Source organism: Curtobacterium sp. MCLR17_055 (assembly GCF_003234305.1).
GTDB classification, from domain to species: Bacteria; Actinomycetota; Actinomycetes; order Actinomycetales; family Microbacteriaceae; genus Curtobacterium; species Curtobacterium flaccumfaciens.
Map to the genome: position 1 here is coordinate 1 of NZ_QKSX01000006.1, position 21,240 is coordinate 21,240.

Annotated in this window: 19 protein-coding genes; 13 read left to right on the forward strand and 6 right to left on the reverse strand. The window is 71.0% G+C overall.

What is annotated here, in order from left to right; genetic code table 11:
• Nucleotides 1–136 precede the first annotated feature (136 nt).
• The 4 genes from tatC to DEJ09_RS06550 all read left to right on the forward strand — a co-directional run bounded on the left by tatC (nt 137) and on the right by DEJ09_RS06550 (nt 5,389).
• Nucleotides 137–889 (forward strand): twin-arginine translocase subunit TatC, encoded by a 753-nt coding sequence (gene tatC / locus DEJ09_RS06535; RefSeq protein WP_110863923.1) that lies wholly within the window; start codon nt 137–139, stop codon nt 887–889.
• Nucleotides 886–3,324: an RNA helicase gene (locus tag DEJ09_RS06540; RefSeq protein WP_071244709.1), complete on the forward strand. Its 2,439-nt coding sequence runs from the start codon at nt 886–888 to the stop codon at nt 3,322–3,324. Before tatC ends, DEJ09_RS06540 begins: the two co-directional genes overlap by 4 nt.
• 11 nt (nt 3,325–3,335) lie before the next feature.
• Nucleotides 3,336–4,928 carry an apolipoprotein N-acyltransferase gene (gene lnt, locus DEJ09_RS06545; protein ID WP_258373814.1) on the forward strand — a complete coding sequence of 531 codons (1,593 nt, stop codon included), beginning with the start codon at nt 3,336–3,338 and terminating at the stop codon, nt 4,926–4,928.
• 110 nt (nt 4,929–5,038) lie between these two features.
• Nucleotides 5,039–5,389, forward strand: a complete 351-nt coding sequence (locus DEJ09_RS06550) for an RNA polymerase-binding protein RbpA (protein WP_027465636.1) — start codon at nt 5,039–5,041, stop codon at nt 5,387–5,389.
• Between the two features lie 72 nt (nt 5,390–5,461).
• On the opposite strand, the gene DEJ09_RS06555 is transcribed toward DEJ09_RS06550, so the two are convergent.
• Together DEJ09_RS06555 and DEJ09_RS06560 are read right to left on the reverse strand one after the other, a co-directional pair.
• Nucleotides 5,462–6,664 (reverse strand): SPFH domain-containing protein, encoded by a 1,203-nt coding sequence (locus tag DEJ09_RS06555; RefSeq protein WP_110863721.1) that lies wholly within the window; start codon nt 6,662–6,664, stop codon nt 5,462–5,464.
• Nucleotides 6,661–7,134, reverse strand: coding sequence for an NfeD family protein (locus DEJ09_RS06560; protein ID WP_111087987.1), 474 nt, complete (start codon nt 7,132–7,134; stop codon nt 6,661–6,663). The genes DEJ09_RS06555 and DEJ09_RS06560 overlap by 4 nt, the downstream gene beginning before the upstream one ends.
• Nucleotides 7,135–7,288: 154 nt before the next feature.
• Between DEJ09_RS06560 and DEJ09_RS06565 the strand changes: the two genes are divergently transcribed.
• The 6 genes from DEJ09_RS06565 (at nt 7,289) to DEJ09_RS06585 (ending at nt 12,512) form a co-directional block, all read left to right on the forward strand.
• On the forward strand, nt 7,289–8,050 hold the full coding sequence (locus DEJ09_RS06565) for an SDR family oxidoreductase (protein ID WP_111024422.1): 762 nt from the start codon (nt 7,289–7,291) through the stop codon (nt 8,048–8,050).
• Between the two features lie 10 nt (nt 8,051–8,060).
• On the forward strand, nt 8,061–8,513 hold the full coding sequence (locus DEJ09_RS06570) for an NUDIX hydrolase (protein WP_111087988.1): 453 nt from the start codon (nt 8,061–8,063) through the stop codon (nt 8,511–8,513).
• Between the two features lie 91 nt (nt 8,514–8,604).
• Nucleotides 8,605–10,998, forward strand: a complete 2,394-nt coding sequence (locus DEJ09_RS06575) for an excinuclease ABC subunit UvrA (protein ID WP_220034917.1) — start codon at nt 8,605–8,607, stop codon at nt 10,996–10,998.
• A 123-nt stretch (nt 10,999–11,121) separates the two neighbouring features.
• Nucleotides 11,122–11,406 carry a DUF4190 domain-containing protein gene (locus DEJ09_RS06580; protein WP_111087989.1) on the forward strand — a complete coding sequence of 95 codons (285 nt, stop codon included), beginning with the start codon at nt 11,122–11,124 and terminating at the stop codon, nt 11,404–11,406.
• Between the two features lie 135 nt (nt 11,407–11,541).
• On the forward strand, nt 11,542–11,697 hold the full coding sequence (locus tag DEJ09_RS18060; RefSeq protein WP_163343611.1) for a hypothetical protein: 156 nt from the start codon (nt 11,542–11,544) through the stop codon (nt 11,695–11,697).
• A gap of 257 nt (nt 11,698–11,954) precedes the next feature.
• Entirely contained in the window at nt 11,955–12,512 is a 558-nt protein-coding gene (locus tag DEJ09_RS06585; protein WP_258373825.1) for a copper resistance CopC family protein, read from the forward strand.
• Nucleotides 12,513–12,527: 15 nt separating this feature from the next.
• Here the strand turns inward: DEJ09_RS06585 and DEJ09_RS06590 are convergent, their stop codons facing one another.
• Both DEJ09_RS06590 and DEJ09_RS06595 read right to left on the reverse strand, forming a co-directional pair.
• Nucleotides 12,528–13,559 (reverse strand): alcohol dehydrogenase catalytic domain-containing protein, encoded by a 1,032-nt coding sequence (locus DEJ09_RS06590; protein ID WP_111087991.1) that lies wholly within the window; start codon nt 13,557–13,559, stop codon nt 12,528–12,530.
• Between the two features lie 93 nt (nt 13,560–13,652).
• Nucleotides 13,653–17,093, reverse strand: a complete 3,441-nt coding sequence (locus DEJ09_RS06595) for an SdrD B-like domain-containing protein (protein ID WP_181433288.1) — start codon at nt 17,091–17,093, stop codon at nt 13,653–13,655.
• Between the two features lie 181 nt (nt 17,094–17,274).
• On the opposite strand from DEJ09_RS06595, the gene DEJ09_RS06600 reads away from it, so the two are divergent.
• The gene (locus tag DEJ09_RS06600; protein WP_111087993.1) at nt 17,275–17,715 is read left to right on the forward strand and encodes a GNAT family N-acetyltransferase; all 441 of its coding nucleotides are present in this window, start codon (nt 17,275–17,277) and stop codon (nt 17,713–17,715) included.
• Nucleotides 17,716–17,746: 31 nt separating this feature from the next.
• On the opposite strand, the gene DEJ09_RS06605 is transcribed toward DEJ09_RS06600, so the two are convergent.
• The gene (locus DEJ09_RS06605) at nt 17,747–18,427 is read right to left on the reverse strand and encodes an SDR family NAD(P)-dependent oxidoreductase (protein ID WP_111031712.1); all 681 of its coding nucleotides are present in this window, start codon (nt 18,425–18,427) and stop codon (nt 17,747–17,749) included.
• Between the two features lie 102 nt (nt 18,428–18,529).
• On the opposite strand from DEJ09_RS06605, the gene DEJ09_RS06610 reads away from it, so the two are divergent.
• Nucleotides 18,530–19,363 (forward strand): helix-turn-helix domain-containing protein, encoded by an 834-nt coding sequence (locus DEJ09_RS06610; protein ID WP_181433289.1) that lies wholly within the window; start codon nt 18,530–18,532, stop codon nt 19,361–19,363.
• Here the strand turns inward: DEJ09_RS06610 and DEJ09_RS06615 are convergent.
• The gene (locus tag DEJ09_RS06615) at nt 19,350–20,570 is read right to left on the reverse strand and encodes a beta-ketoacyl synthase (RefSeq protein ID WP_111087995.1); all 1,221 of its coding nucleotides are present in this window, start codon (nt 20,568–20,570) and stop codon (nt 19,350–19,352) included. The genes DEJ09_RS06610 and DEJ09_RS06615 overlap by 14 nt on opposite strands.
• Nucleotides 20,571–20,624: 54 nt before the next feature.
• On the opposite strand from DEJ09_RS06615, the gene DEJ09_RS06620 reads away from it, so the two are divergent.
• On the forward strand, nt 20,625–21,203 hold the full coding sequence (locus DEJ09_RS06620) for a TetR/AcrR family transcriptional regulator C-terminal domain-containing protein (RefSeq protein ID WP_111087996.1): 579 nt from the start codon (nt 20,625–20,627) through the stop codon (nt 21,201–21,203).
• Nucleotides 21,204–21,240: the final 37 nt, after the last annotated feature.

Genomic DNA, 21,240 nt, shown 5'->3' on the forward strand with positions numbered 1-21,240 from the left:
CCCACCCGCCACGCGGCCGCGCCGACCCCAGGCGGACTGTCGGTCCCGACCCCGTAAGATCGAGCACATGGCTTCGACGACCGCGCGCGGGCGAGCGAAGCGGCAGGGGCGCCAGAAGACCGACGCCGAAGGCCGCATGTCGCTCGGGCAGCACCTCATCGAGCTGCGCAACCGTCTCTTCCGCGCAGTCGTGGCGATCGTCGTCGGTGCGATCGGTGGCTGGTTCCTCACCCCGTGGGTGCTCGACGCACTCCGGGCACCGGTGACCGAGCTCGCCAAGGTCGGCGGACACACGGCCGAGCTGAACTTCCCGATGATCACCGGGGCGTTCGACCTCAAGCTGCAGATCGCGATCACCATCGGCGTCGTCATCGCGAGCCCGGTCTGGCTCTACCAGATCTGGGCGTTCATCGTGCCCGCGCTCGTCCGGCGCGAGCGGCAGTACGTCTGGGGCTTCCTCGGCACCGCGATCCCGCTGTTCTTCGCCGGGTGCTACTTCGGGTGGTACATCCTGCCGCACGTGGTCGGCATCCTCGGCAGCTTCGTGTCGAGCCAGGACACCTCGATCGTCGATGCGAAGGCGTACTACGACTTCGTCATCAAGCTCATCGTCGCGGTGGGCATCGCCTTCGTGCTGCCGGTGTTCATCGTGCTGCTGAACTTCGTCGGGGTGCTGTCGGCCTCCGCGATCATCAAGAGCTGGCGCGTCGCGATCCTCTGCATCCTGGTCTTCTGCGCCATCGTCACGCCGAGTGCCGACGTCATCTCGATGTTCCTGCTGGCCATCCCGATGACCGTGCTGTACGTCGCGGCCTGCTTCATCGCGTGGATCCACGACCGCCGTCTGGCCAAGCGTCAGGCGAAGCTCGACGAGGAGTACGACCTGTGAGTGGCACGAGTGCGGCCGAGCGGTTCGCCGCGGCCAAGGTGCGCAACCGGTCGCGCAACCTCGAGCTCTTCCGGACGGACCTGCGGTTCGACCTCGACCCGTTCCAGTTCGCCGCCTGCGACTCACTTGACCAGGGCCGCAGCGTCCTGGTCGCCGCCCCGACCGGAGCCGGCAAGACCATAGTGGCCGAGTTCGCCATCTGGCTCGCCATGCGCCAGCCGACGGCGAAGGTCTTCTACACGACGCCGATGAAGGCACTGAGCAACCAGAAGTACGCCGAGCTCGTCGACGTCTACGGCGAGTCCGAGGTCGGGCTGCTCACCGGCGACACGAACGTGAACCCCCGCGCCCGCGTCGTCGTGATGACGACCGAGGTGCTCCGGAACATGATCTACGCCGACTCGGACCTGCTCGACGACCTCGCCTGGGTGGTCCTCGACGAGGTGCACTACCTCGCCGACCGGTTCCGCGGTGCCGTGTGGGAAGAGGTCATCCTGCACCTCCCGACCGAGGTCCGCCTGGTCTCGCTCAGCGCCACGGTGTCCAACGCCGAGGAGTTCGGCGACTGGCTGCAGACCGTCCGTGGCGACACCGACGTCATCGTCTCCGAAGACCGTCCGGTGCCGCTGGAGCAGCACGTCCTGGTCGGTTCGAAGATGGTCGACCTGTTCGACTCGAGCGGTGCCGCGGCGACGAACCGCGTGAACCCGGAACTGCTCCGCATGGTCGGCGGCGGTTCCCGGAGCGAGCGGAACGGCGGCGGCCACCGGGGCCGGCGCGGTCGTGGTGGCTACCCCGAGCGTCGCGGGCCCCGCACCGAGAAGGTGCACCGCGAGCAGATCGCGCACATGCTCGACGAGCGGATGCTCCTGCCCGCCATCTTCTTCGTGTTCAGCCGCAACGGCTGCGACCAGGGCGTCCGCAACGTCCTGCGCTCGGGCCTGTCCCTGACGACGGTGCAGGAGCGCAACGAGATCCGCGAGACGGCGGAGTACCACTGCCGCACCCTGCTCGACGAAGACCTGGCCGTCCTCGGCTACTGGGAGTGGCTCGAAGGGCTCGAGCGCGGGGTCGCGGCGCACCACGCCGGCCTGCTCCCCGCCTTCAAGGAGGTCGTCGAGAACCTCTTCCAGCGCAAGCTCCTGAAGGTCGTGTTCGCCACCGAGACCCTGGCGCTCGGCGTGAACATGCCGGCGCGCACCGTCGTGCTCGAGAAGCTCGAGAAGTTCAACGGCGAAGCCCGTGTGCCGATCACCCCGGGGGAGTACACGCAGCTCACCGGTCGTGCCGGTCGTCGTGGCATCGACGTCGAGGGGCACTCGGTCATCCAGTGGACCGACGGACTCGACCCGCAGGCCGTCGCGTCGCTGGCCAGCCGCCGCACGTACCCGCTCAACTCGTCGTTCAAGCCGACCTACAACATGGCCGTCAACCTGATCGACCAGTTCGGCCGGCAGCGCACGCGCGAGGTCCTCGAGACGTCGTTCGCCCAGTTCCAGGCCGACCGGTCGGTGGTCGACCTCGCCCGCAAGGTCCGCTCGCAGCAGGAATCGCTCGACGGCTACCGCGAGGCGATGCAGTGCCACCTCGGCGACTTCACCGAGTACTCGGCGCTCCGTCGTGAGCTCTCCGACCTCGAGCGCACGAACGTGCCCGGCGGCCGCGAGGCGTCACACGGCGCCCGCCAGGAACGCCAGGCCGCGATCACGGCGGTCCGCCGCCAGCTGCAGCGCCACCCCTGCCACGCCTGCCCGGAACGCGAGGCACACGCCCGCTGGTCCGAGCGCTGGTGGAAGCTCAAGCGCGCCAATGACAAGCTCGTCCAGCAGATCCGGTCCCGCACGGGCGCCGTCGCCACGACGTTCGACCGCGTCACCGAGGTCCTGCTCGAGCTCGGCTACCTGGTGGACGCCGGCAACGGTGAAGCCACGGTGGCCGCGGGTGGCCGTCGCCTGCAGCGCATCTACGGCGACCGCGACCTGCTGGTCGCCGAGTGCCTCGAGGCGGGGGTCTGGAAGGACCTCACCCCGGCACAGCTCGCCGCCATGGCCGCGACGATCATCTACCAGCCCCGCCGCGAGGACGCGCCCGGCACGGAGCACGCCCTGCCCCGCGGTGCGTTCCGCCCCGCGCTCGACGAGACACTGACGATCTGGTCGCGCCTCGACGACATCGAGCGTGCGGCGCGCCTGGCCGGTTCGCAGCCCCCGACCCCGGCGATGGCCGTCGGCATGTTCCGCTGGGCCTCGGGTTCGGCCCTCGACGACGTCCTCCGCACCCTCGACCTGCCGGCCGGTGACTTCGTGCGCTGGTCGAAGCAGGTCATCGACCTGCTCGACCAGATCCGGAACGCCGGCGACGACGAACTCGCCCAGACCGCCCGACGGGCGACGGACGCGGTTCGCCGCGGCATCGTCGCCTACGCGGCGGTCTGACAGGAGGCCCGGTGCCGGTTCCGGAGACCAGTGTGCGCGGGCTGCCCGCTCCCGTCGGCCGCGGGGCGGTCGCGACCGGCCCGTTCGCCGCGTTGCCGCTGGGCACCGCGGTGCCGTTGGCCGTCATAGGCGGGATCCTCTTCGCCCTCGCGTTCCCGTCGCCCGGGTGGTGGTTCCTCGCCTACCCGGCACTCGCCTGCATGCTGCTCGCGGTGATGGGGCAGCGGGCGCCGCGTGCGGCGTGGATCGGTTACCTCGCCGGCGCGGCGTTCTGGATCCCGGCCATCTCGTGGGCCGGTCGTTACCTGGGCCCGGTCCCGTGGTTCGCACTCGCCTTGCTCGAAGCCGCGTTCTTCGCGCTCGGCAGCGTCGCGATCGCCCTGGCGTACCGCTGGGTCGCACGCGTCCTGCCCTCGACCGCCGGACGCGTGTGGGGCCTCCCGGCCGTCGTCGCCGCACTCTGGACCGGACGCGAGTGGTTCTCGGGGAGCTGGCCGTACGGCGGTTTCGCCTGGGGGCGCGTCGGCCTGTCGCAGTCGCAGGGGCCGTTCACGCACCTGGCCGCGTACGTCGGCGTCCTCGGGCTGACGTTCATCGTCGTGTACTGCGTCGCGGTCGTGGTGTCGCTCGCGCTCGTGGCACCCCGCGTGCCGGGCGTGACGCTCCGGCTGCCCGTGCGGGTGGCGACGGCGGGTCTGCTCGTCGCGGCGGTCCTTGCCGTGCCGGGGTGGCCGACGGCGACGAGCGGCACGATCCGGGTCGAGGCGGTGCAGGGCAACGGTCCCGCGGGCTACTTCGACCGTGCTCAGCCCGGCGACGTCCTGGCCGCGCAGGTCGCGGCGACGGACGTGGACGCGAAGGGTGTGGACCTGGTCGTGTGGCCTGAGGCCGGTGCGGAGTACGACCCGCGGCAGCAGCCGGTCATCGCCTCCGCCCTCGACTCGGTGGTCGACTCGCTCGACGCCCCGATCGTCGCGGGTGCCATCACGCAGACCCCGTCGGGGGTGCTGCACAACACGTCGTTCGTGTGGACCGCCGACGGCTGGCAGTCGTCCTACGACAAGAAGCGCCCGGTGCCGTTCGGCGAGTACGTGCCCGACCGCTGGTTCTTCTCCAAGCTCGCACCGTCGCTGATCGGTCTGCTGCAGCGCGACTACACGCCGGGGACGAAGCCGAACGTGCTCTCCGTCGCGGGCATCCGTGCCGGCATCTCGATCTGCTTCGACATCGTCGACGACGGTCTGACCGCCGACATGGTGCGCGGGGAAGCGCAGGTGATCCTCGCGCAGACGAACAATGCCGACTTCTCGGGCACCGACGAGAACCTGCAGCAGCTCGAGATCGCGCGGATGCGGGCCATCGAGACCGGTCGGTCGCTGGTGAACATCTCGACCGTCGGAGCGTCGCAGGTCATCGACCCGAGCGGGCGCACGATCGACCGGGTGCCGGAGTACACCGCGACGTCGATGGTGACCGACGTGCCGCTCGGCACGTCCACCACCCCGGCGTCGATCCTGTCCGGCTCGATCACGCTCCTGCTCTCCCTCGGCGGACTCCTCGTGCTCCTCGCCTGCGCTCCCTGGGGCCGTCGCACCCGCTCCTGATCGGGCCCGCCGCGCCCAGCCACTGGGAACGGACTGTGAATGCGCCGGTACGGGATTGATGGGGCGTGGGACAGTGTTGTGGAGGGCAGACGAGCGAGAGGAGCACACACATGGCTGATCGGAGTCTCCGCGGCATGCGGCTCGGGAGTCAGAGTCTCCAGAGCGAAGAGGGCGTCGAGCTCTCAGATCGCAAGCGCGCGGTCTACCAGACGGATTCGGGTGAGACGTTCGACATCGTCTTCTCGGCCGATGCGGACGTCCCCCAGACCTGGTCGGAGCCGCGCTCCGGTCGCGAGGGCCGCCTGCTCGGCGACGACGGGATCCCCGTCGAGGTCGCCGAAGAGGACGTGAAGGCACCCCGCACCCACTGGGACATGCTGCTCGAGCGCCGCTCGCGCGAGGAACTCGAGGAGCTCCTCGAAGAGCGCCTGCAGGTCCTCCGCGCACGACGCGGCGCCTGACACCACCGACCACACGACGACGCCCGCCCCGGTTCCCCGGGGCGGGCGTCGTCGTTCGTTGGTGCGGGACCGTCAGCGCCGACCGGAGCCGTCGCTGGTGCGGTGACCGGAGGCGTCGTCGCCCGGCGTGGGCGGAGTGTCCCCGACCTGCTCGGCGGTCGCGTCGTCGGCGGCCGCGAGGTGCGCATCGACACTGCGGTTCGACTCGGCCAGGCGCGCGTCGAGGTCGGACTCGGGGACGATGTCCGCGGCGGTGGCGTCCGCACGCGGCATCGTGGTGTCCGCCGCTGCGGTGTTCGCCAGGCTCTCGTTCGCGAGCTTCGAGATCCGGGACAGGAAGTCCGTGCCACCGGCACCGCCGGCGACCGGACCGGCGCCGCCACCGCGGCTGGCGCTGAAGCCCTTCGCGATGCCGGACAGTGCCTCGGTGAACTCGCTCGGGATCATCCAGAGCTTGTTCGAGGTGCCCTCGGCGATCTTGGGCAGGGTCTGCAGGTACTGGTAGGACAGCAGCTTCTCGTCCGGGTCGCCGGTGTGGATGGCCTCGAACACGGTCGCGATGGCCTGGGCTTCACCCTCGGCACGGAGCACCTGTGCCTTGGCGTCACCCTCGGCGGCCAGGATCGCTGCCTGTCGCTGTCCCTCGGCCTCGAGGATCTGGGACTGCTTGGTGCCCTCTGCCTGGAGGATCGCGGCACGACGGCTGCGCTCGGCACGGAGCTGCTGCTCCATGGCGTCCTGGATGGACACGGGCGGCTCGATCGCCTTGAGCTCGACTCGACCGACACGGATGCCCCACTTGCCCGTGGCTTCGTCGAGGACGACGCGGAGCTGGCCGTTGATGTTGTCGCGGCTGGTCAGGGCCTCTTCGAGGTTCAGGCCACCGACGACGTTGCGGAGCGTGGTGGTGGTGAGCTGCTCGACGGCGCCGAGGTAGTTCGCGATCTCGTACGTCGCGGCGCGGGCGTCGGTCACCTGGAAGTAGACGACCGTGTCGATCGAGACCACCAGGTTGTCCTCGGTGATCACGGGCTGCGGCGGGAACGAGACGACCTGCTCACGCATGTCGAGCAGCGGCCGCAGGCGGTCGATGAACGGCACCAGGAGGTTCAAGCCCGGGTTGAGGGTCTTGTGGTACTTGCCGAGTCGTTCGACGACGCCCGCGGTGGCCTGCGGGACGATCCGGATCGCCTTCGCCAGGACGACGATCACGAAGATGACGACGACGAGGACGAGCACGAGCAGTGCGATCGTCCCCGGGGAGATGCTGGTCACGAGGTGGCCCTTTCTGCGAGGCGCACGACCGCGGTCGACCCCTCGATCGACTCGACGACCACGGGGGTCCCGAGTGGCGGTGTGCGGTCGACGGAGCCCGCGGCGAACCGCGCGCTCCAGGTCTCGCCGTTGGCCAGGCGCACCTGACCAGGACTGGTGGAGGTGAAGGCGACCGCGACCGTGCCGGCGAGCCCGATGAGCCCCTCGACGTTGGTGCGGTGCGGGTCGGCACCGCGGCCGAGCGCGACGAGCAGTCGCGGTCGGACGAGCGACAGCAGCACGAGTGCGGCCACCGCGGCGACGATGGCGGACAGCCACCACGGGGCGCCGAGCAGTGCGGCGATCAACCCGCCGGCGGCACCCGCCGCGAGCATGATGAAGATGAAGTCGAGGGTGAAGATCTCGACCACGCCCAGGAGCAACACCAGGCCGATCCAGACGGTGCTCTGGATCCAATCGATTCCGTTCACGCGATCTCCCTCCCTCGGTCGCGCGCGGCGGCTCGCTGCGTCGCGACAGCCGGTACAACTCCGTTCAACATATCAGGGCCGTCCGACGGTCGTGCAGGCGATTGGTAGGCTCGGTGCGCCCGACCGGCCGGAACCAGACCTGGAGAACACGACTGTGAGCAACCCCCTCGCCCCCGGATCCCTCACCGACAAGCGCGCCGTCGTCACCGGTTCGTCCCGTGGCATCGGCGCCGACACCGTCGGGTACCTCGCCGAGGCCGGGGCGAAGGTCGTCGTGAACTACCGCAACAAGGCCAAGCGCGCGGAGCAGATCGCCGAGAAGATCGTCGAGGCCGGTGGCTCCGCCCTGGCCGTCGGCGCCGACCTCACCGAGCACGACTCCGTGCAGGCCCTCGTCGACACCGTCGTCCAGGAGTGGGGCGGCATCGACCTGCTCGTGCTCAACGCCTCCGGCGGCATGGAGTCCGGCGTCGGCGAGGACTACGCGCTCCGCCTGAACCGCGACGCCCAGGTCGACATGCTGCAGACCGCCGTGCCGCACATGCCCGCAGGGTCCCGCGTGGTGTTCGTCACGAGCCACCAGGCCCACTTCGTCGAGACCGCCGAGACGATGGACGAGTACGTCCCGGTCGCCAAGAGCAAGCGCGCCGGAGAACTCGCCCTCCGTGAGCTCATCCCGCAGCTCGAGGCCGCCGGCATCGAGTTCGTCGTCGTCTCCGGCGACATGATCGAGGGCACGATCACCGCGACGCTGCTGAACCGCCTGAACCCCGGCGCGATCGAGGGTCGTCGGCAGGAGGTCGGCAAGCTCTACAGCGTGTCCGAGTTCGCGGCCGAGATCGCCCTCGCCGCCGTCGAGCCGATCCCCGCCGACCACACCAAGCTGGTCGGCGACGTCAGCGGCTTCGTCGGCTAACGTCGGGCGGGTGACCGCCAAGCCCGGCCTGCGCCGCACCTCCCGCATCCTGCTGCTCGACCCCGAGGGCCGCGTGTTCCTGATGGACACGAATTCGCCCTCGTCGGACGGCGCCCACCGCTGGATCACGCCGGGTGGTGGGGTCGACCCGGGGGAGACCCACCGCGACGCCGCGATCCGCGAACTGCGCGAGGAGACCGGGATCGTCATCGACGAACCCGGCGAACCGGTGTGGTCCTGGGACTTCACGGTCGAGTGGGACCTCGCCGACCACGACCGCGGGCACGCCGAGTTCTACGTCGTCCGCACGCCCGGCTTCGAGCTGTCCGACGCCGAGTGGACCGACGACGAGCGCGTCGACATCCTCGCCTCGCGGTGGTGGAGCGCCGACGAGCTCGACGCGACCGACGAGGAGTTCGAACCCGCCGAGCTGCCGGACCTGGTGCGCCGTCACGGCGCCTGAACACCGCACCACGGCCTGACGGCCGACCCGGGACCGGACGGGAGGCCCGTGGCGGCCCCGCCACGGGCCTCCCGTCGGTACGCTGACCCGCATGCACACCGATCCGGTCGACGACGACCCCACCGGCGCCGACGCGCACCCTGCCGACCGGCACGGCCGGATCCGGGTGCGCGGTGCCCGCGCGAACAACCTGCGCGACGTCGACGTGGACCTGCCGAAGCGGCGGCTCACGGTGTTCACCGGGGTCTCCGGCTCGGGCAAGAGCTCGCTCGTGTTCGGCACCGTCGCCGCCGAGTCGCAGCGGATGATCAACGAGACCTACAGCGCGTTCGTGCAGGGGTTCATGCCCTCGCTCGCGCGCCCGGACGTCGACCTGCTCGACGGCCTGACCACCGCGATCGTCGTCGACCAGGAGCGCATCGGCGCCGACCCGCGCTCCACCGTCGGCACCGCCACGGACGCGAACGCGATGCTGCGCGTGCTGTTCAGCCGACTCGGTCAGCCGCACATCGGGGGGCCGAACGCGTTCTCGTTCAACCTCGCCACCGTGACGGCCGGGGGAGCGATCACGGTGCAGAAGGGTGCGGACGCGAAGGCCCAGAAGGTCTCGTTCACACGGCTCGGCGGCATGTGCGCGGACTGCGAGGGCCGGGGGCTGGTGAACGACATCGACCTGACGCAGCTGTTCGACGACACGAAGTCGCTCGGGGACGGCGCGCTCACGATCCCCGGGTACGGGACCGACGGGTGGAACGTGCGGCTGTACGCCGAGTCGGGCTACTTCGACCGGGACACCCCGATCCGCGACTTCACCGAGCAGGAGCGGCAGGACTTCCTGTACCGCGAGCCGACGAAGCAGAAGATCGCCGGCATCAACATGACGTACGAGGGGCTCGTGCACCGGGTCCGCCGATCGTTCCTGCAGAAGGACCGCGAGGCGATGCAGCCGCACATCCGGGCGTTCGTCGACCGTGCGGTGACCTTCAGGACGTGTCCGGCCTGTGACGGGACCCGGTTGAACGACACCGCCCGCTCGTCGAAGATCGCGGGCCGCAGCATCGCCGACGTCTGCGCGATGCAGATCACCGACGCCGTCGCCTGGCTGCGGGGTCTGGACGACCCCGGGGTCGGGCCGTTGCTCGAGGGGCTCCGCGACCTGCTCGAGTCCTTCGTCGAGATCGGCCTCGGCTACCTGTCGCTCGACCGCCCGACCGGCACGCTGTCCGGGGGAGAGGGGCAGCGCGTGAAGATGGTGAAGCACCTCGGCTCCTCGCTCAGTGACGTCACGTACGTCTTCGACGAGCCGAGCACGGGGCTGCACCCGCACGACATCGAGCGCATGAACGAGCTGCTCGTCCGGCTGCGCGACAAGGGCAACACTGTCCTGGTCGTCGAGCACAAGCCCGAGGTCATCGCGATCGCCGACCACGTCGTCGACCTCGGACCCGGTGCCGGTTCCGGCGGTGGGACGCTCTGCTACCAGGGGTCCGTCGACGGGCTGCGTGCGAGCGGGACCGTGACCGGTCAGCACCTGGACGACCGCGTCACCGTGAAGTCCGAGGTCCGTCGTCCGGACGGGGCGATCGCGATCCGCGGCGCCTCGGCCCACAACCTGCACGACGTCGACGTGGACGTCCCCACCGGGGTGCTCACCGTCGTGACGGGGGTCGCCGGCTCGGGCAAGAGCACGCTCATCCACGGGTCGCTGGCCCGGCGCGACGACGTGGTCGCCATCGACCAGAGCGGCATCCGTGGGTCACGGCGGAGCAACCCGGCGACCTACACCGGCCTGCTCGAGCCGATCCGGAAGGCCTTCGCGAAGGCCAACGGCGTCAAGCCCGCACTGTTCAGCGCCAACTCGGAGGGCGCCTGCCCGGCGTGCAACGGTGCCGGTGTCGTGTACACCGACCTCGGCATGATGGCGGGCGTCGCGAGCCCCTGCGTCGAGTGCGACGGCAAGCGGTTCGACCAGTCCGTGCTCGGCTACCACCTGGGCGCGAAGGACATCAGCGAGGTGCTCGGCATGTCCGTCGCCGACGCCCTGGCGTTCTTCGCGGCGGGGGAGTCCGCACTGCCGGCTGCCCACGCGATCCTCGCGCGGCTCGCCGACGTGGGGCTCGGGTACCTGACGATCGGCCAGCCGCTCACCACGTTGTCCGGGGGAGAGCGGCAGCGGCTCAAGCTCGCGACGCACCTCGGTGACCGGGGCGGCGTGGTGGTGCTCGACGAGCCGACCGCGGGCCTGCACCTGGCCGACGTCGAGCAGTTGCTCGGCCTGCTCGACCGGCTCGTCGACGCCGGTCGGACGGTCGTCGTGATCGAGCACCACCAGGCGGTGATGGCGCACGCCGACTGGATCATCGACCTCGGGCCGGGTGCCGGCCACGACGGCGGGCGGATCGTGTTCGAGGGGACGCCCGCCGAGCTCGTGACGGCACGGTCGACGCTGACCGGGCAGCACCTGGCGGCGTACGTCGGAGCCTGAGCCGGGGGACAGGCTCGGACTGCGAATCTGGGGACCAGCCGTGTGTGAGGACTACCGTTCTGACTGACGCTCACGATCGGCTACCCGGCCTGGATCGGCGTCCTGACCAGAAGGAGCTCCACCATGTCCAACCCCGGCAACGCGCCCGCGACCAACAGCGGCAACGGAATCGCCGTCGGCTCGCTCGTCCTCGGCATCGTCGGCGTCGTCTTTGCGTTCCTGTTCTCGATCGTCGGGCTCATCGCCGGCATCATCGGCCTGGTGCTCGGCTTCGTCGCGCGTCGTCGCGCGGTTGGCAGCCGTGGAATGGTGCTCGCCGGCATCGTCCTCAGCGTCATCGCCATCATCGTCGCGATCATCTTCATGATCATCGGCGCGGTCGTCGCGACGCAGATGATCAACAACTGACGTTCATCGGGGTCCTGCCCGCATCGTGAGCAGCAATGGTCGAGTCCAGCGGATGGACTCGACCATTGCTGCTCACCAAGCGTCTCGGGCGTCGAGCTTGCAGCTGTTCAGGAACGCGGGCGTACCGTCCGGCGCATGAGCTACAGCCAGCCTGACCCAGCCGAAGAGACCACCCAGAGCGAGTCGCCGGAGCAGCCCGACACCGACCAGGACACCCTGGAGGAACAGGGCGGCGAGCCGGCGGCGCTCGAGATCGACGCCGACGACGTCCCGACGAAGCCCGCCGACTGACACCGTCGTCATCCAGTGAGCAGAAGAGGTCGAGTCCGTGCAGCGGACTCGACCTCTTCTGCTCTCGAAGCGTCTCCGCCAAGGCGCCGATAATGCATATTATGTCAACTCGGACGTTCCGAGGCCCCGCTCGGCTGACGGGACGCTCGACATCACTTCCCTAGCGTGGACGCGTGCACGATCACCGAGATGACCAACGCCGCTCACGAACCGTGACACCCCGGGTCCTGTTCGCCGTCGCCCTGTCCGCGTTCCTCGTGCTGATCGGCACGACACCTGCATCGGCGCACGCAGCACTGACATCGAGTGATCCGGCGGACGGCGCCACCGTGGCTGCCGACCTTGAGCGAGTGACACTCAGCTTCAGCGAGGCGCCGCTTGCCGGGCTCGAAGCCGGTCTGCGCATCGAGGTCCGGGACGACGGCGGGACCGACGAGTCCTCCGGAGCGGTGGACGTCGACGGCACCTCGATGTCCAAGGCGGTGTCGCTCTCCCCCGGCCCGCACACCCTCGTCTGGCGGTACGTCTCCCCTGACGGCCATCCGATCGAGGGGCAGCTCGCGTTCTCGGTGGAACCGGCCGCATCTCCGACCGTTCCACCCACGACGACGAGCCCGACGGCCGCGCCCACATCGTCCTCGGAACCGTCGGCAGCGGCAGCGGGAGCCGCACCGAACACGGGTGCCGGAACGCACGCGCACGGCCACGGCGGCCCGGCACTCCTGGTCGGGGTCGTCGGGATCCTGGCAGTGCTCGTCATCGGCGCGGTCGTGCTCCGCATCCGCCGGGGCGCGGACGCGCGGACCGAGGGCTGACGGGACGCCCGAGCCTCAGAACACCGCGACGGTCATGCCCGACGAGGTCGCAGGGCGGTCCATCGCGACGAGTGCCTCGGGCAGGTCGTCGAAGCCGATCGTGCGGCCGATCGTCTCCTCCGGACGCAGCCGCCCGGCCACGATGGCGTCGAGCATCGCGCCGTACTCCCCGACCGCCGCGCCGTGGCTGCCGAGCAGTTCGAGTTCGTCCGCGATGACCCGGCCCATCAGGATCGCCGGGGTGGCTTCGTCGTCGAGGAGCAGCCCGACCTGCACGTGCCGGCCGCGCGGACGCAGGGACGCCACGGCGGCGACGGAGGTGGCACGGCTGCCGTAGGCGTCGAGCGAGACGTGCGCTCCGCCTCCCGTCCGGGATCGGACCGTCGTGACGGCATCGTCGTCCATCAGCACGGTGTCGGCGCCCAGGGCAGCGGCGCGTTCGAGTGCTGCAGCGGAGACGTCGACGGCGACGACGTGCGCGCCGGCGGCAACGGCGACCATGACCGCGGAGAGCCCGACTCCCCCGCAGCCGTAGACCACGACCCACTCCCCTGCGGCGACGCGCCCTCGGGCGTGCAGGGCGTGGAACGCGGTGCCGAATCGGCAGCCGAGCGCTGCCGCCACCGCGAAGTCCACGGCTTCGGGCAGTGCGACGAGGTTCAGGTCGGCGTGCGGGACGACCAGGGAGTCCGCGTGCGAGCCCTGCAGGTCGAACCCGGGCTGCTGCTGGGCGGTGCACACCTGGGTGGCGCCGTCGAGGCACTCGGCGCAGGTCCCGCATGCGAACACGAACGGTGCCGTCACCCGGTCACCCACGGCGAAGCGCTGGACGCCCGTGCCGATCGACGCGACGACGCCGGCGAACTCGTGGCCGGGCACGTGCGGCAGCCGGACGGAGTCGTCGTGGCCCTTCCAGGCGTGCCAGTCACTGCGGCAGACGCCGGTGGCAGCCACCCGGACGACGACGCCGTGGTCGGGTGCGACCGGCTCCGGCAGGTCGACGATCGAGGGGACGGAACCGAACTGGGCGTACTGGACGGCGCGCATGCCGCCATCCTGACAGACGGGAGGTCGCAAGACGACGGAGCCCCGACCCCTGGGGTCAGGACTCCGTCGCATCGCCGTGCTGCAAGTGATGGATCAGCGCTGCCGCCGCTGGTTCCGCTTCGTTCCGAGCATCGCGGCGCCGAGCGCCAGCAGGAGGAGCGCGACGCCGAGGACGAGTGGCCCTCCCGACGTGCCCGTGAAGGCGAGTTCCCCGACACCCGCGCGCGCACCGGGCGGCGGTGTGACAGGCGGAACTGTCGTCGCCCCGGAGCCGGGGACCGCGCCGGCGCCGGGAACCGTGCCGGGGTCGGGACCGGGGTCAGGCCCGGGTTCCGGCTCGGGGTGCGACGGCGAGTCGTCGACCAGCAGCCCCGCATCGACCGTGCGGTCGCGGGTGATCGATTCCTTCGCGCCTTCGTCGGAGCGTTCCCATGCGAGCGAGACCGCGGGTGTCTCGCCGTCCTGGCCGGCGTCCGAGTCGATGGTGCCGTCGGTTCCGACGTGCTCTTTCGTGAACCGACGGCCGTCCGGAGCCGTGAACGTCACGACGTAGGCACCCGGGCGGAGTCCGTCGAAGGAGTACTCCCCATCGGGTCCCGAAGTGGTCGCGCGTACGACCTCTGCACCGCGGTCGTCGGTGCCGGACAGCTGGACCGGTACGCCGTCGATGCCCGGCTCGTCGGAACCCTGGAGACCGTCACCGTCGCTGTCCGTCCACACCCGGTCTCCGATGCTGCCGGCGACGACCCGCACGGTGGCGCGGTTCGACAGCGCGGCGAGTTCGAGGTTCGAGGCGCGGAGCCCGAAGCGGTTCGTGTAGGTGTCGCCGTCCCGCTGCCCGTGGGTCTGCACCACGACGTGGTGTCGGACCGACTGGCCCGGGGCGACCTCGCCGGTCCGTTCGATCCGCACGGCCGTGACGTCGGCGAGTTCCGCGGACCCGCACGCGGCGTCGCCGAGGTCCGCCGCCGCGCACCAGAGCGTGCTGCCGCCCGGTTGATTGGACGGTGCAGTGCCGTCGAGCGAGATGGAGGCCGGATCGCTCGTGGTGTAGCGCACGGTCTCACCGGCGCCGGGTGCGACGTCGACGCGGTCTGCCAGCGAGACCGTCCCGTGGAAGGCGGAGCCCTGTGGGTCGCCTCGGTGCGGCAGGACGTCGATGACGTCGAGCCCGCTGATGCTCCGGGCGTCGCGGTTCGTGTAGAACAGGTCCCATTCGAGCTGGTCCCCCGTCGCGACGACCGGTTCGGTCGCGACCTTCTCGACACCGACACCGACCGCGGCGACGACCTGCACCGCTCGTTGGGTGTCGCGGCGGAACGCTTCGGAGCGGTCCGTCGGCGACGCGATGGTCGCGTAGTTCTGCACCGGTCCGGCTGGCGCGAGACTCGACACCTGCAGTTCGTAGGTGATCGGCGGGATCTTCGTGTTCGGCTGCAGGCCGTCGAGTGTCCACGTGAGGCGCTGGCGGAGGTTGCCGGCGTTGTCCGTGATCGTGTCGATCTCGGCCGGTCGGGACGCACTCTCCGCGATGTAGTCGGTGTGCATCGGCAGCACGTCGCGGACCGTCACCGTGGTCGGTTGACCACCGGAGTGGCCGTTGGTGAGTGTCGGGTAGAGGGCGTACTCGAGGGTGCTCCCGGACCCGACGAAGCTCGTCTTGTCCGGTGTGTCCTCCGCGGTCGTGCCCGGGTCGACGATCTTCTTCCTGATGCGTGCGAGGTTCTCCGTGATCACGACGCTGTCGGCCATGGCTCCGGCGCCGTTCTCCGGCCGAGCCGTGTCGTGGGTCCAGACGTCGGTGTGTTCGCCGAGCAGGGCGTGTCCGAAGTCGTACGCGCGGGTCCCCGAGGGTGCGGCGGACACTGCGACGTACGTGTGCAGCACCGCTCTCGCCCCACCGTCGACGTCGCCGAGCGCGCGCACGGCGCCGACCGCGGCGCGACCGCCCGGAACGTCGTCCGGGCTGGTGAACCACGGTCCGTCGTCATCGTCGCACGTGCGTCCCTGGCCGGACGCGGGGCTCGTCATGTCGTAGGCCGCGTACTCGATCCGCGGTCTGCTCAACCCGCTGGTCCACGCCGTCGCCCCCGGGGTGCCCGCGCGCGTGAGGCGCTGGGTCTCGCGATCGAAGGTGTCGCAGAGGATCGTGCCGGTGTAACGGCTGTACCCGTCGTTGAGGACGGTGACGTCGCTCCGCAGGACCTGCCCTTGCGTCACCCACGGATCGCCGGCGCGGGCGGAACCCTCGACGGTGGTGCCAGCGCCGTCGATGACGCGCCAGAGTCGCTTGCCGGCAGTGCCGGACCCGAGACCCACCAGGTTGCGCGACGTGGTGTTGTCGGCGAGGGGCTCCTCGCTGCCGGGGTAGTTCTGTGCGCCACTCGCCGAGGTGGTCTGCAGGGCCGAGTACCGATTGGTCGACAGGACAGAGCCCGGCGGGTAGGGCAGCCAGAGGCTCAGGTAGCCCGAGACGAAGTACGCCCTGGTGCCACCCGTGACCGGGCCACCGCTGAGCGACTGGGTGGGGATACGGTCCGGATCGGTGACGGTGCCCGTGATCGTCACGTCGATGTCCGCGCCGGGCGAGGACTGCGCGCAGACGATGGTCCCCGAGTCGACCACGCTGCGCGGTCCGCCACCCCGTCCGCCCGGCAGGCCGTCGAAGCGCCAGGCGTTCGTTGCGTTCACGCCACAGGCAGGCGCGCTCCCGTTCCACAGCACGGCGGTCGACGGCAGGTCGCCGAGGATCTCGGACACGTCGTCGGTGAAGGTCATCGGGCCGGCGCTCGCTTCGAACCCGAGCAGGCCCTGTCCGGCGACGACGGGCTCCCAGTTGACCGCGATCGGGTAGACGAGACGGAGGCCTCGATCGCCATCGGGACCGACGACGTCAGGGGTGAGCGATGAACCGACGACGTCCTTGCTGAGGTTGTAGCGCGCAGCTGCCGAGACCGTCACGGTCGGTGCGACCGCCGTCACGACGCCGTTGTCAGCGTTGTCCGCGGTGGCTTCGACCGTGACGTCGATCGCGTCGCCGTGCCGCATGGTGCCGGAGACGTCGAGCACGACGGGGACCTCGACGAGGTTGCCCTCGGTCAGGTCACCGACCGAGCAGGTGAGCTTCTGCCCGTCGATGCGCGACGCGGCCCCGGTGCACGGCTTCGGCAGGCCCGCCCAGGTCGTGCCGGCCGGAGCGGTCACGACGAACCGCTGGTCGACGCTGTCGCCATCGTTCACGCTCATCTCGACGCTGTACGTGATCGCGTCGAGTGTCCGCACGATGCCGTTCGTTCCGCTCGAGTCGCCTCCGGGTCGGTCATCCGGGCTGAACGGACCGTTCCCGTCCTTGGCGACCTTCGCAGCGAGACCGACCGTCCCTGCTGGGCGGGCGGTCGACCGCGGAGCGTCCGTCGCGGCCGTGCCGACCCCTCCCCCGGCTGGGGTCGCGCCCGCTGGGGCGACGGCGGCGAGTGGGAGCGTCATCGACAACGCCGTGGCGACGACTGCTCGGATCGGGATGCGTGTTCGCATGGGACTCCTCGTGCGGGCGGATGCGGGTGCACCCACTGCCCAGGAGTGTAGGAATCCATCTGGAATGCTGCAATGAATATGTCGTATTTGTTCTTGCGGGCATCGCGGACGCATCGAGGAACGGTCCACCGGATCCGGATCGGACGTCGACCCTCCGCCGCGTCTCCGGTTGACTGAGGAGATGACCGACCTGCGCTTCTCCGCCGACCCCGAAGACCTCGACGTCGACCGCGTGCACCGCTGGCTCAGCGAGGAGTCGTACTGGGCCCGCGGCCGTGACCGGGCGACGCAGGAGGCGATCATCGCCGGCTCCCGGAACTTCGGCGTGTACGACGTGACGACCGGCGAGCAGCTCGGCTACGCGCGGGTGATCACCGACGGCGTGACGTTCGGGTGGCTCGCCGACGTGTTCGTGGACCCCGACGCCCGGGGCCGCGGCGTCGGGGTCGCACTCGTGCACGGCGTGACCGAGGCGGTCGAGCCGCTCGGCCTGAAGCGCTTCGCCCTGTCCACCGCGGATGCCCACGGGCTGTACGAGCGGTTCGGGTTCCGCCCGCTGCCCGATCCGGACGGCTGGATGATGCGTCCCGGGCCGGGGTTCGGCGCCGACGTGCACGACTGACGGGGCGCGGGCGCACACGGAGCGCTGCCCCTCAGTACTCGATGCGGCCCTCGCGGTTGTGGAACTCCCCCGTTGGCCCGTCGGTGCCGATCGTCGCGAGCATGACCGTGGCGTCGGTGCCCTCGGTGATCGTCTGGTGTCCGCCGAACCCGTTGAACTCCGTCGCCGTGTAGCCCGGGTCGCTCGCGTTCACCCGGAAGCCGGGCAGGTTCTTCGCGTACTGCACGGTCAACGCGATCACGGCCGCCTTCGACGCCGCGTACGGCACCGCCGGCACCCCGTACTCGTCGTGTCCCGGTGTCGTCAGCCAGCGCGGGAACCCCACCCCCGACGAGACGTTCACGATGACGGGTGCCGCCGAACGTCGCAGCAGGGGCAGCGCGGCCTGGGTCACCCGGACGATGCCGGTGACGTTGGTGTCGAGCACGGTCGCCATCGCGCTCGCGTCGAGGTCGTCGACCCCGAACGAGCTGCCGAGGATCCCGGCGTTGTTCACGAGGACGTCGAGCTCGGGGATGGTCGCGATCGCCGCGTCGATGCTGGCCTGGTCGGTGACGTCCAGCTGCACGACGTGGGCGCCGAGTGCGCGGGCGTCGTCGCCGCTGGCCGGGTCGCGCATGCCGGCGTACACGGTGTGGCCGGCTTCGAGCAGTCGGCGTGCGGTCTCGAGTCCGAGGCTGCGGTTGGCCCCGGTGATCAGTGTCGTTGTCATGCGCCCAGCCTGCCCCCGCCGGCCCGGCTTCCCCAGGCACGGTGCGACGGTGGGACCGGCAGTACCAGGACGGACTGGAGGCGCGGGGCGATGATGGTGGACATGAGCGAGTTCGCGAACGTGTTGCGTTCCTGGCGTGACCGGGTGCGTCCTGAGGCGGTCGGCCTGCCGACCGGCCCCGGCAGACGGACCCCGGGCCTCCGCCGCGAGGAGCTCGCCGCGCTGGCGGGCGTGAGCGTCGACTACGTCGTCCGCCTCGAGCAGGGCCGGGCGACGAACCCGTCGCCGCAGCTGCTCGGCGCCCTCGCGACGGCGCTCCGGCTGTCGTCCGAGGAGCGGGACCACCTGTGCCGGGTGGCCGGCGTCGCCCCGCCGTCGCGTCAGGTCGTGCCGCGGCACATCACGCCCGGCGTGCAGCGGCTGGTCGACCGGCTCGGCGACGTCCCGCTCGCGGTGTTCACGGCGACCCACGACATCGTGCTCTGGAACGAGCTGTGGGCCGCGGTGAACGGCGACCCCTCGCGGTACGTCGGGCTCGATCGCAACCTGGTCTGGCGGCACTTCATGCAGGAGCGCGACGGGGTGGACTGGGACGACGAGCACCAGGAGGAGTTCTCGAGCGACCTCGCCGCCGACCTGCGACAGGCCTACGGCCGCTACCCGGCGGACCGCGACCTGGCGGACCTGGTCGAACGACTGCTGCGGGAGTCCCCCGAGTTCGCCCGCCGCTGGGAGACCGGTCGGATCGCCGAGCACCGTGCGAGCCGCAAGGTCGTGCACACCCCCGTCGGGCCGGTGGAGATCGACTGCGACGTGCTGAGCGTCCCCGGCGGTGACCTGCGGATCGTCGTCTACACGGTCGTCCCGGGCGCCGAGGACGCCGCGAAGCTCGACCTGCTCCGGGTCACCGGCCTGCAGGAGCTCACGCCGCGGTGAACACCAGCGACGCGTTCTGACCGCCGAACCCGAACGAGTTGTTCAACGCGGCGCGGAGCGGCGCGGTCCGGGCGGTGCCGGAGACGACGTTGAGGTCCACCGCGGGGTCGAGCCGGTCGAGGTTCAGGGTCGGTGGCACGGTCCCGGTCTCGATCGCCCGCAGGGTCAGGATCGCCTCGACCGCGCCGGCAGCGCCGAACATGTGCCCGATGGCGCTCTTCGGAGCGGTGACCAGCGCTCCGGTCCCCACCGCACGGCTGATGGCGGCCGCCTCGCCGACGTCGCCGACGGGGGTGCCGGTGGCGTGCGCGTTCACGTGGTCGACGTCGCCGCCGGTGAGTCCCGCCATCCGGATCGCGCCGCGCATGGCCCGCTCCTGCTCACTGCCGTCCGCCAGCGGTGCGGTGATGTGGTGCGCGTCCGAGGTGATCCCCCACCCGGCGACCGTGCCGTGCGACCGCTGCCCCCGGGCGGTGGCGTGGTCCGCGCGCTCGAGCACGACGATGCCGGCGCCTTCGCCGAGGACGAATCCGCGGCGGTCGGCGTCGAACGGCCGGGACAGGGTCGTCGGGTCGTCGCCGTCGGGCTTCGCGAGGGCCTGCGACTGGGCGAACGACGCCATCGTCACCGGGGTGACCGCGGCCTCGGTCCCGCCGGTGATGACGACGTCGGCCTCACCGGTGGCGATGAGTCGCGCGGCGGTGGCGATGGCCTCCGCACCGGACGCACATGCCGACACCGTCGTGTAAGCGCCGCCCCGCGCCCCGTAGGCGATGCTGATCTGCGCGGCGGCACCGTTCGCCATGAGCATCGGCACCGTGCGCGGTGAGACCCGCCGGGCACCGGACGCACCGAGCACGTCGTGGGCGTCGAGGAGGGTCTCCACTCCCCCGATCCCGGTGCCGATCACCACGGCGAGACGGTCGCCCTCCACCGCGGGGGCACCGGCGTCGGCCCAGGCCTCGTCCGCGGCGACGAGTGCCAGCTGCTGACTGCGGTCCAGGCGATTGGCGCGGACCCGCCCGAGCGCCCCCTCGGCGTCGAGTGCGGCATCGGCCCCGACCCGGATCGGCACCTGTTCCCAGAGCGCTCCGTCGCGGTGCAGGGCGCGGACGCCGGAGCGACCGGCCACCAGGGCGTCCCAGAGCGGCGCGACGCCGTGGCCGAAGGGTGAGACCGCGCCGAAGCCGGTGATGACGATGTCCACGGGAACTCCTCTTGTACGTTGAACAAGTGGAGTTGTACCACGTACAATTCCGACATGGCAACCACGGTGGGCGGCTCCGGCACGGCACGCGGCGCGGCGACACGGGCGAGGATCCTCGCCGCGACGGCCGGACTGCTCAGCGCGGGCGCTCGGAGCGTCACCGTCAGCGAGGTCGCCCGGGCCGCGGGTGTCTACCCGAACCAGATCACCCACCACTACGGCTCGAAGGACCGCCTGGTGCTCGACGCCGCGTTCGCGCTGTTCCTCCGCGACACCACGCGACTGCAGGCGGCCGGCCGTCGTGCCCGCTCGGCGGAGGCGTTCCGGCAGGTCCTCGCCCGCACCGCCCTCGCGATGCCGTCGACCCCGCTCGTGGTCCGCGCGCTCGGCGGTGCCGGGGACGACCCGGCGCAGCGTGCGCGCGTGCGGCTGCTGCTGGCCGTGCTGTTCCGGCAGTCCGAGCGCTACCTGGAGCGCGTCGTCGCCGACCAGGGCTGGACGAGCCCGAGCGGTGTCGCCCGGGACGCTCGCACGTTCTGGAGCGCCGTGTTCGGTGCCACCCTGCTCGCGGACGCCGGGGTCACCGGCGGCCCCTCGGACCTCGACCTGGCGGGGACGATCTCGATCGGGTGACCGGGGTGGCCACCGCCGCCGGGGTCTCCCCCGGCGG

What these genes read in the sequence shown, in the direction of transcription:
- tatC (WP_110863923.1), top strand. Translation starts at nt 137, where the DNA reads ATGTCGCTCGGGCAGCACCTCATCGAGCTGCGCAACCGTCTCTTCCGC.
- DEJ09_RS06550 (WP_027465636.1), top strand. Translation starts at nt 5,039, where the DNA reads ATGGCTGATCGGAGTCTCCGCGGCATGCGGCTCGGGAGTCAGAGTCTC.
- DEJ09_RS06575 (WP_220034917.1), top strand. Translation starts at nt 8,605, where the DNA reads ATGCACACCGATCCGGTCGACGACGACCCCACCGGCGCCGACGCGCAC.
- DEJ09_RS06580 (WP_111087989.1), top strand. Translation starts at nt 11,122, where the DNA reads ATGTCCAACCCCGGCAACGCGCCCGCGACCAACAGCGGCAACGGAATC.
- DEJ09_RS18060 (WP_163343611.1), top strand. Translation starts at nt 11,542, where the DNA reads ATGAGCTACAGCCAGCCTGACCCAGCCGAAGAGACCACCCAGAGCGAG.
- DEJ09_RS06590 (WP_111087991.1), bottom strand. Translation starts at nt 13,559, where the DNA reads ATGCGCGCCGTCCAGTACGCCCAGTTCGGTTCCGTCCCCTCGATCGTC.
- DEJ09_RS06595 (WP_181433288.1), bottom strand. Translation starts at nt 17,093, where the DNA reads ATGCGAACACGCATCCCGATCCGAGCAGTCGTCGCCACGGCGTTGTCG.
- DEJ09_RS06600 (WP_111087993.1), top strand. Translation starts at nt 17,275, where the DNA reads ATGACCGACCTGCGCTTCTCCGCCGACCCCGAAGACCTCGACGTCGAC.
- DEJ09_RS06605 (WP_111031712.1), bottom strand. Translation starts at nt 18,427, where the DNA reads ATGACAACGACACTGATCACCGGGGCCAACCGCAGCCTCGGACTCGAG.
- DEJ09_RS06610 (WP_181433289.1), top strand. Translation starts at nt 18,530, where the DNA reads ATGAGCGAGTTCGCGAACGTGTTGCGTTCCTGGCGTGACCGGGTGCGT.
- DEJ09_RS06620 (WP_111087996.1), top strand. Translation starts at nt 20,625, where the DNA reads ATGGCAACCACGGTGGGCGGCTCCGGCACGGCACGCGGCGCGGCGACA.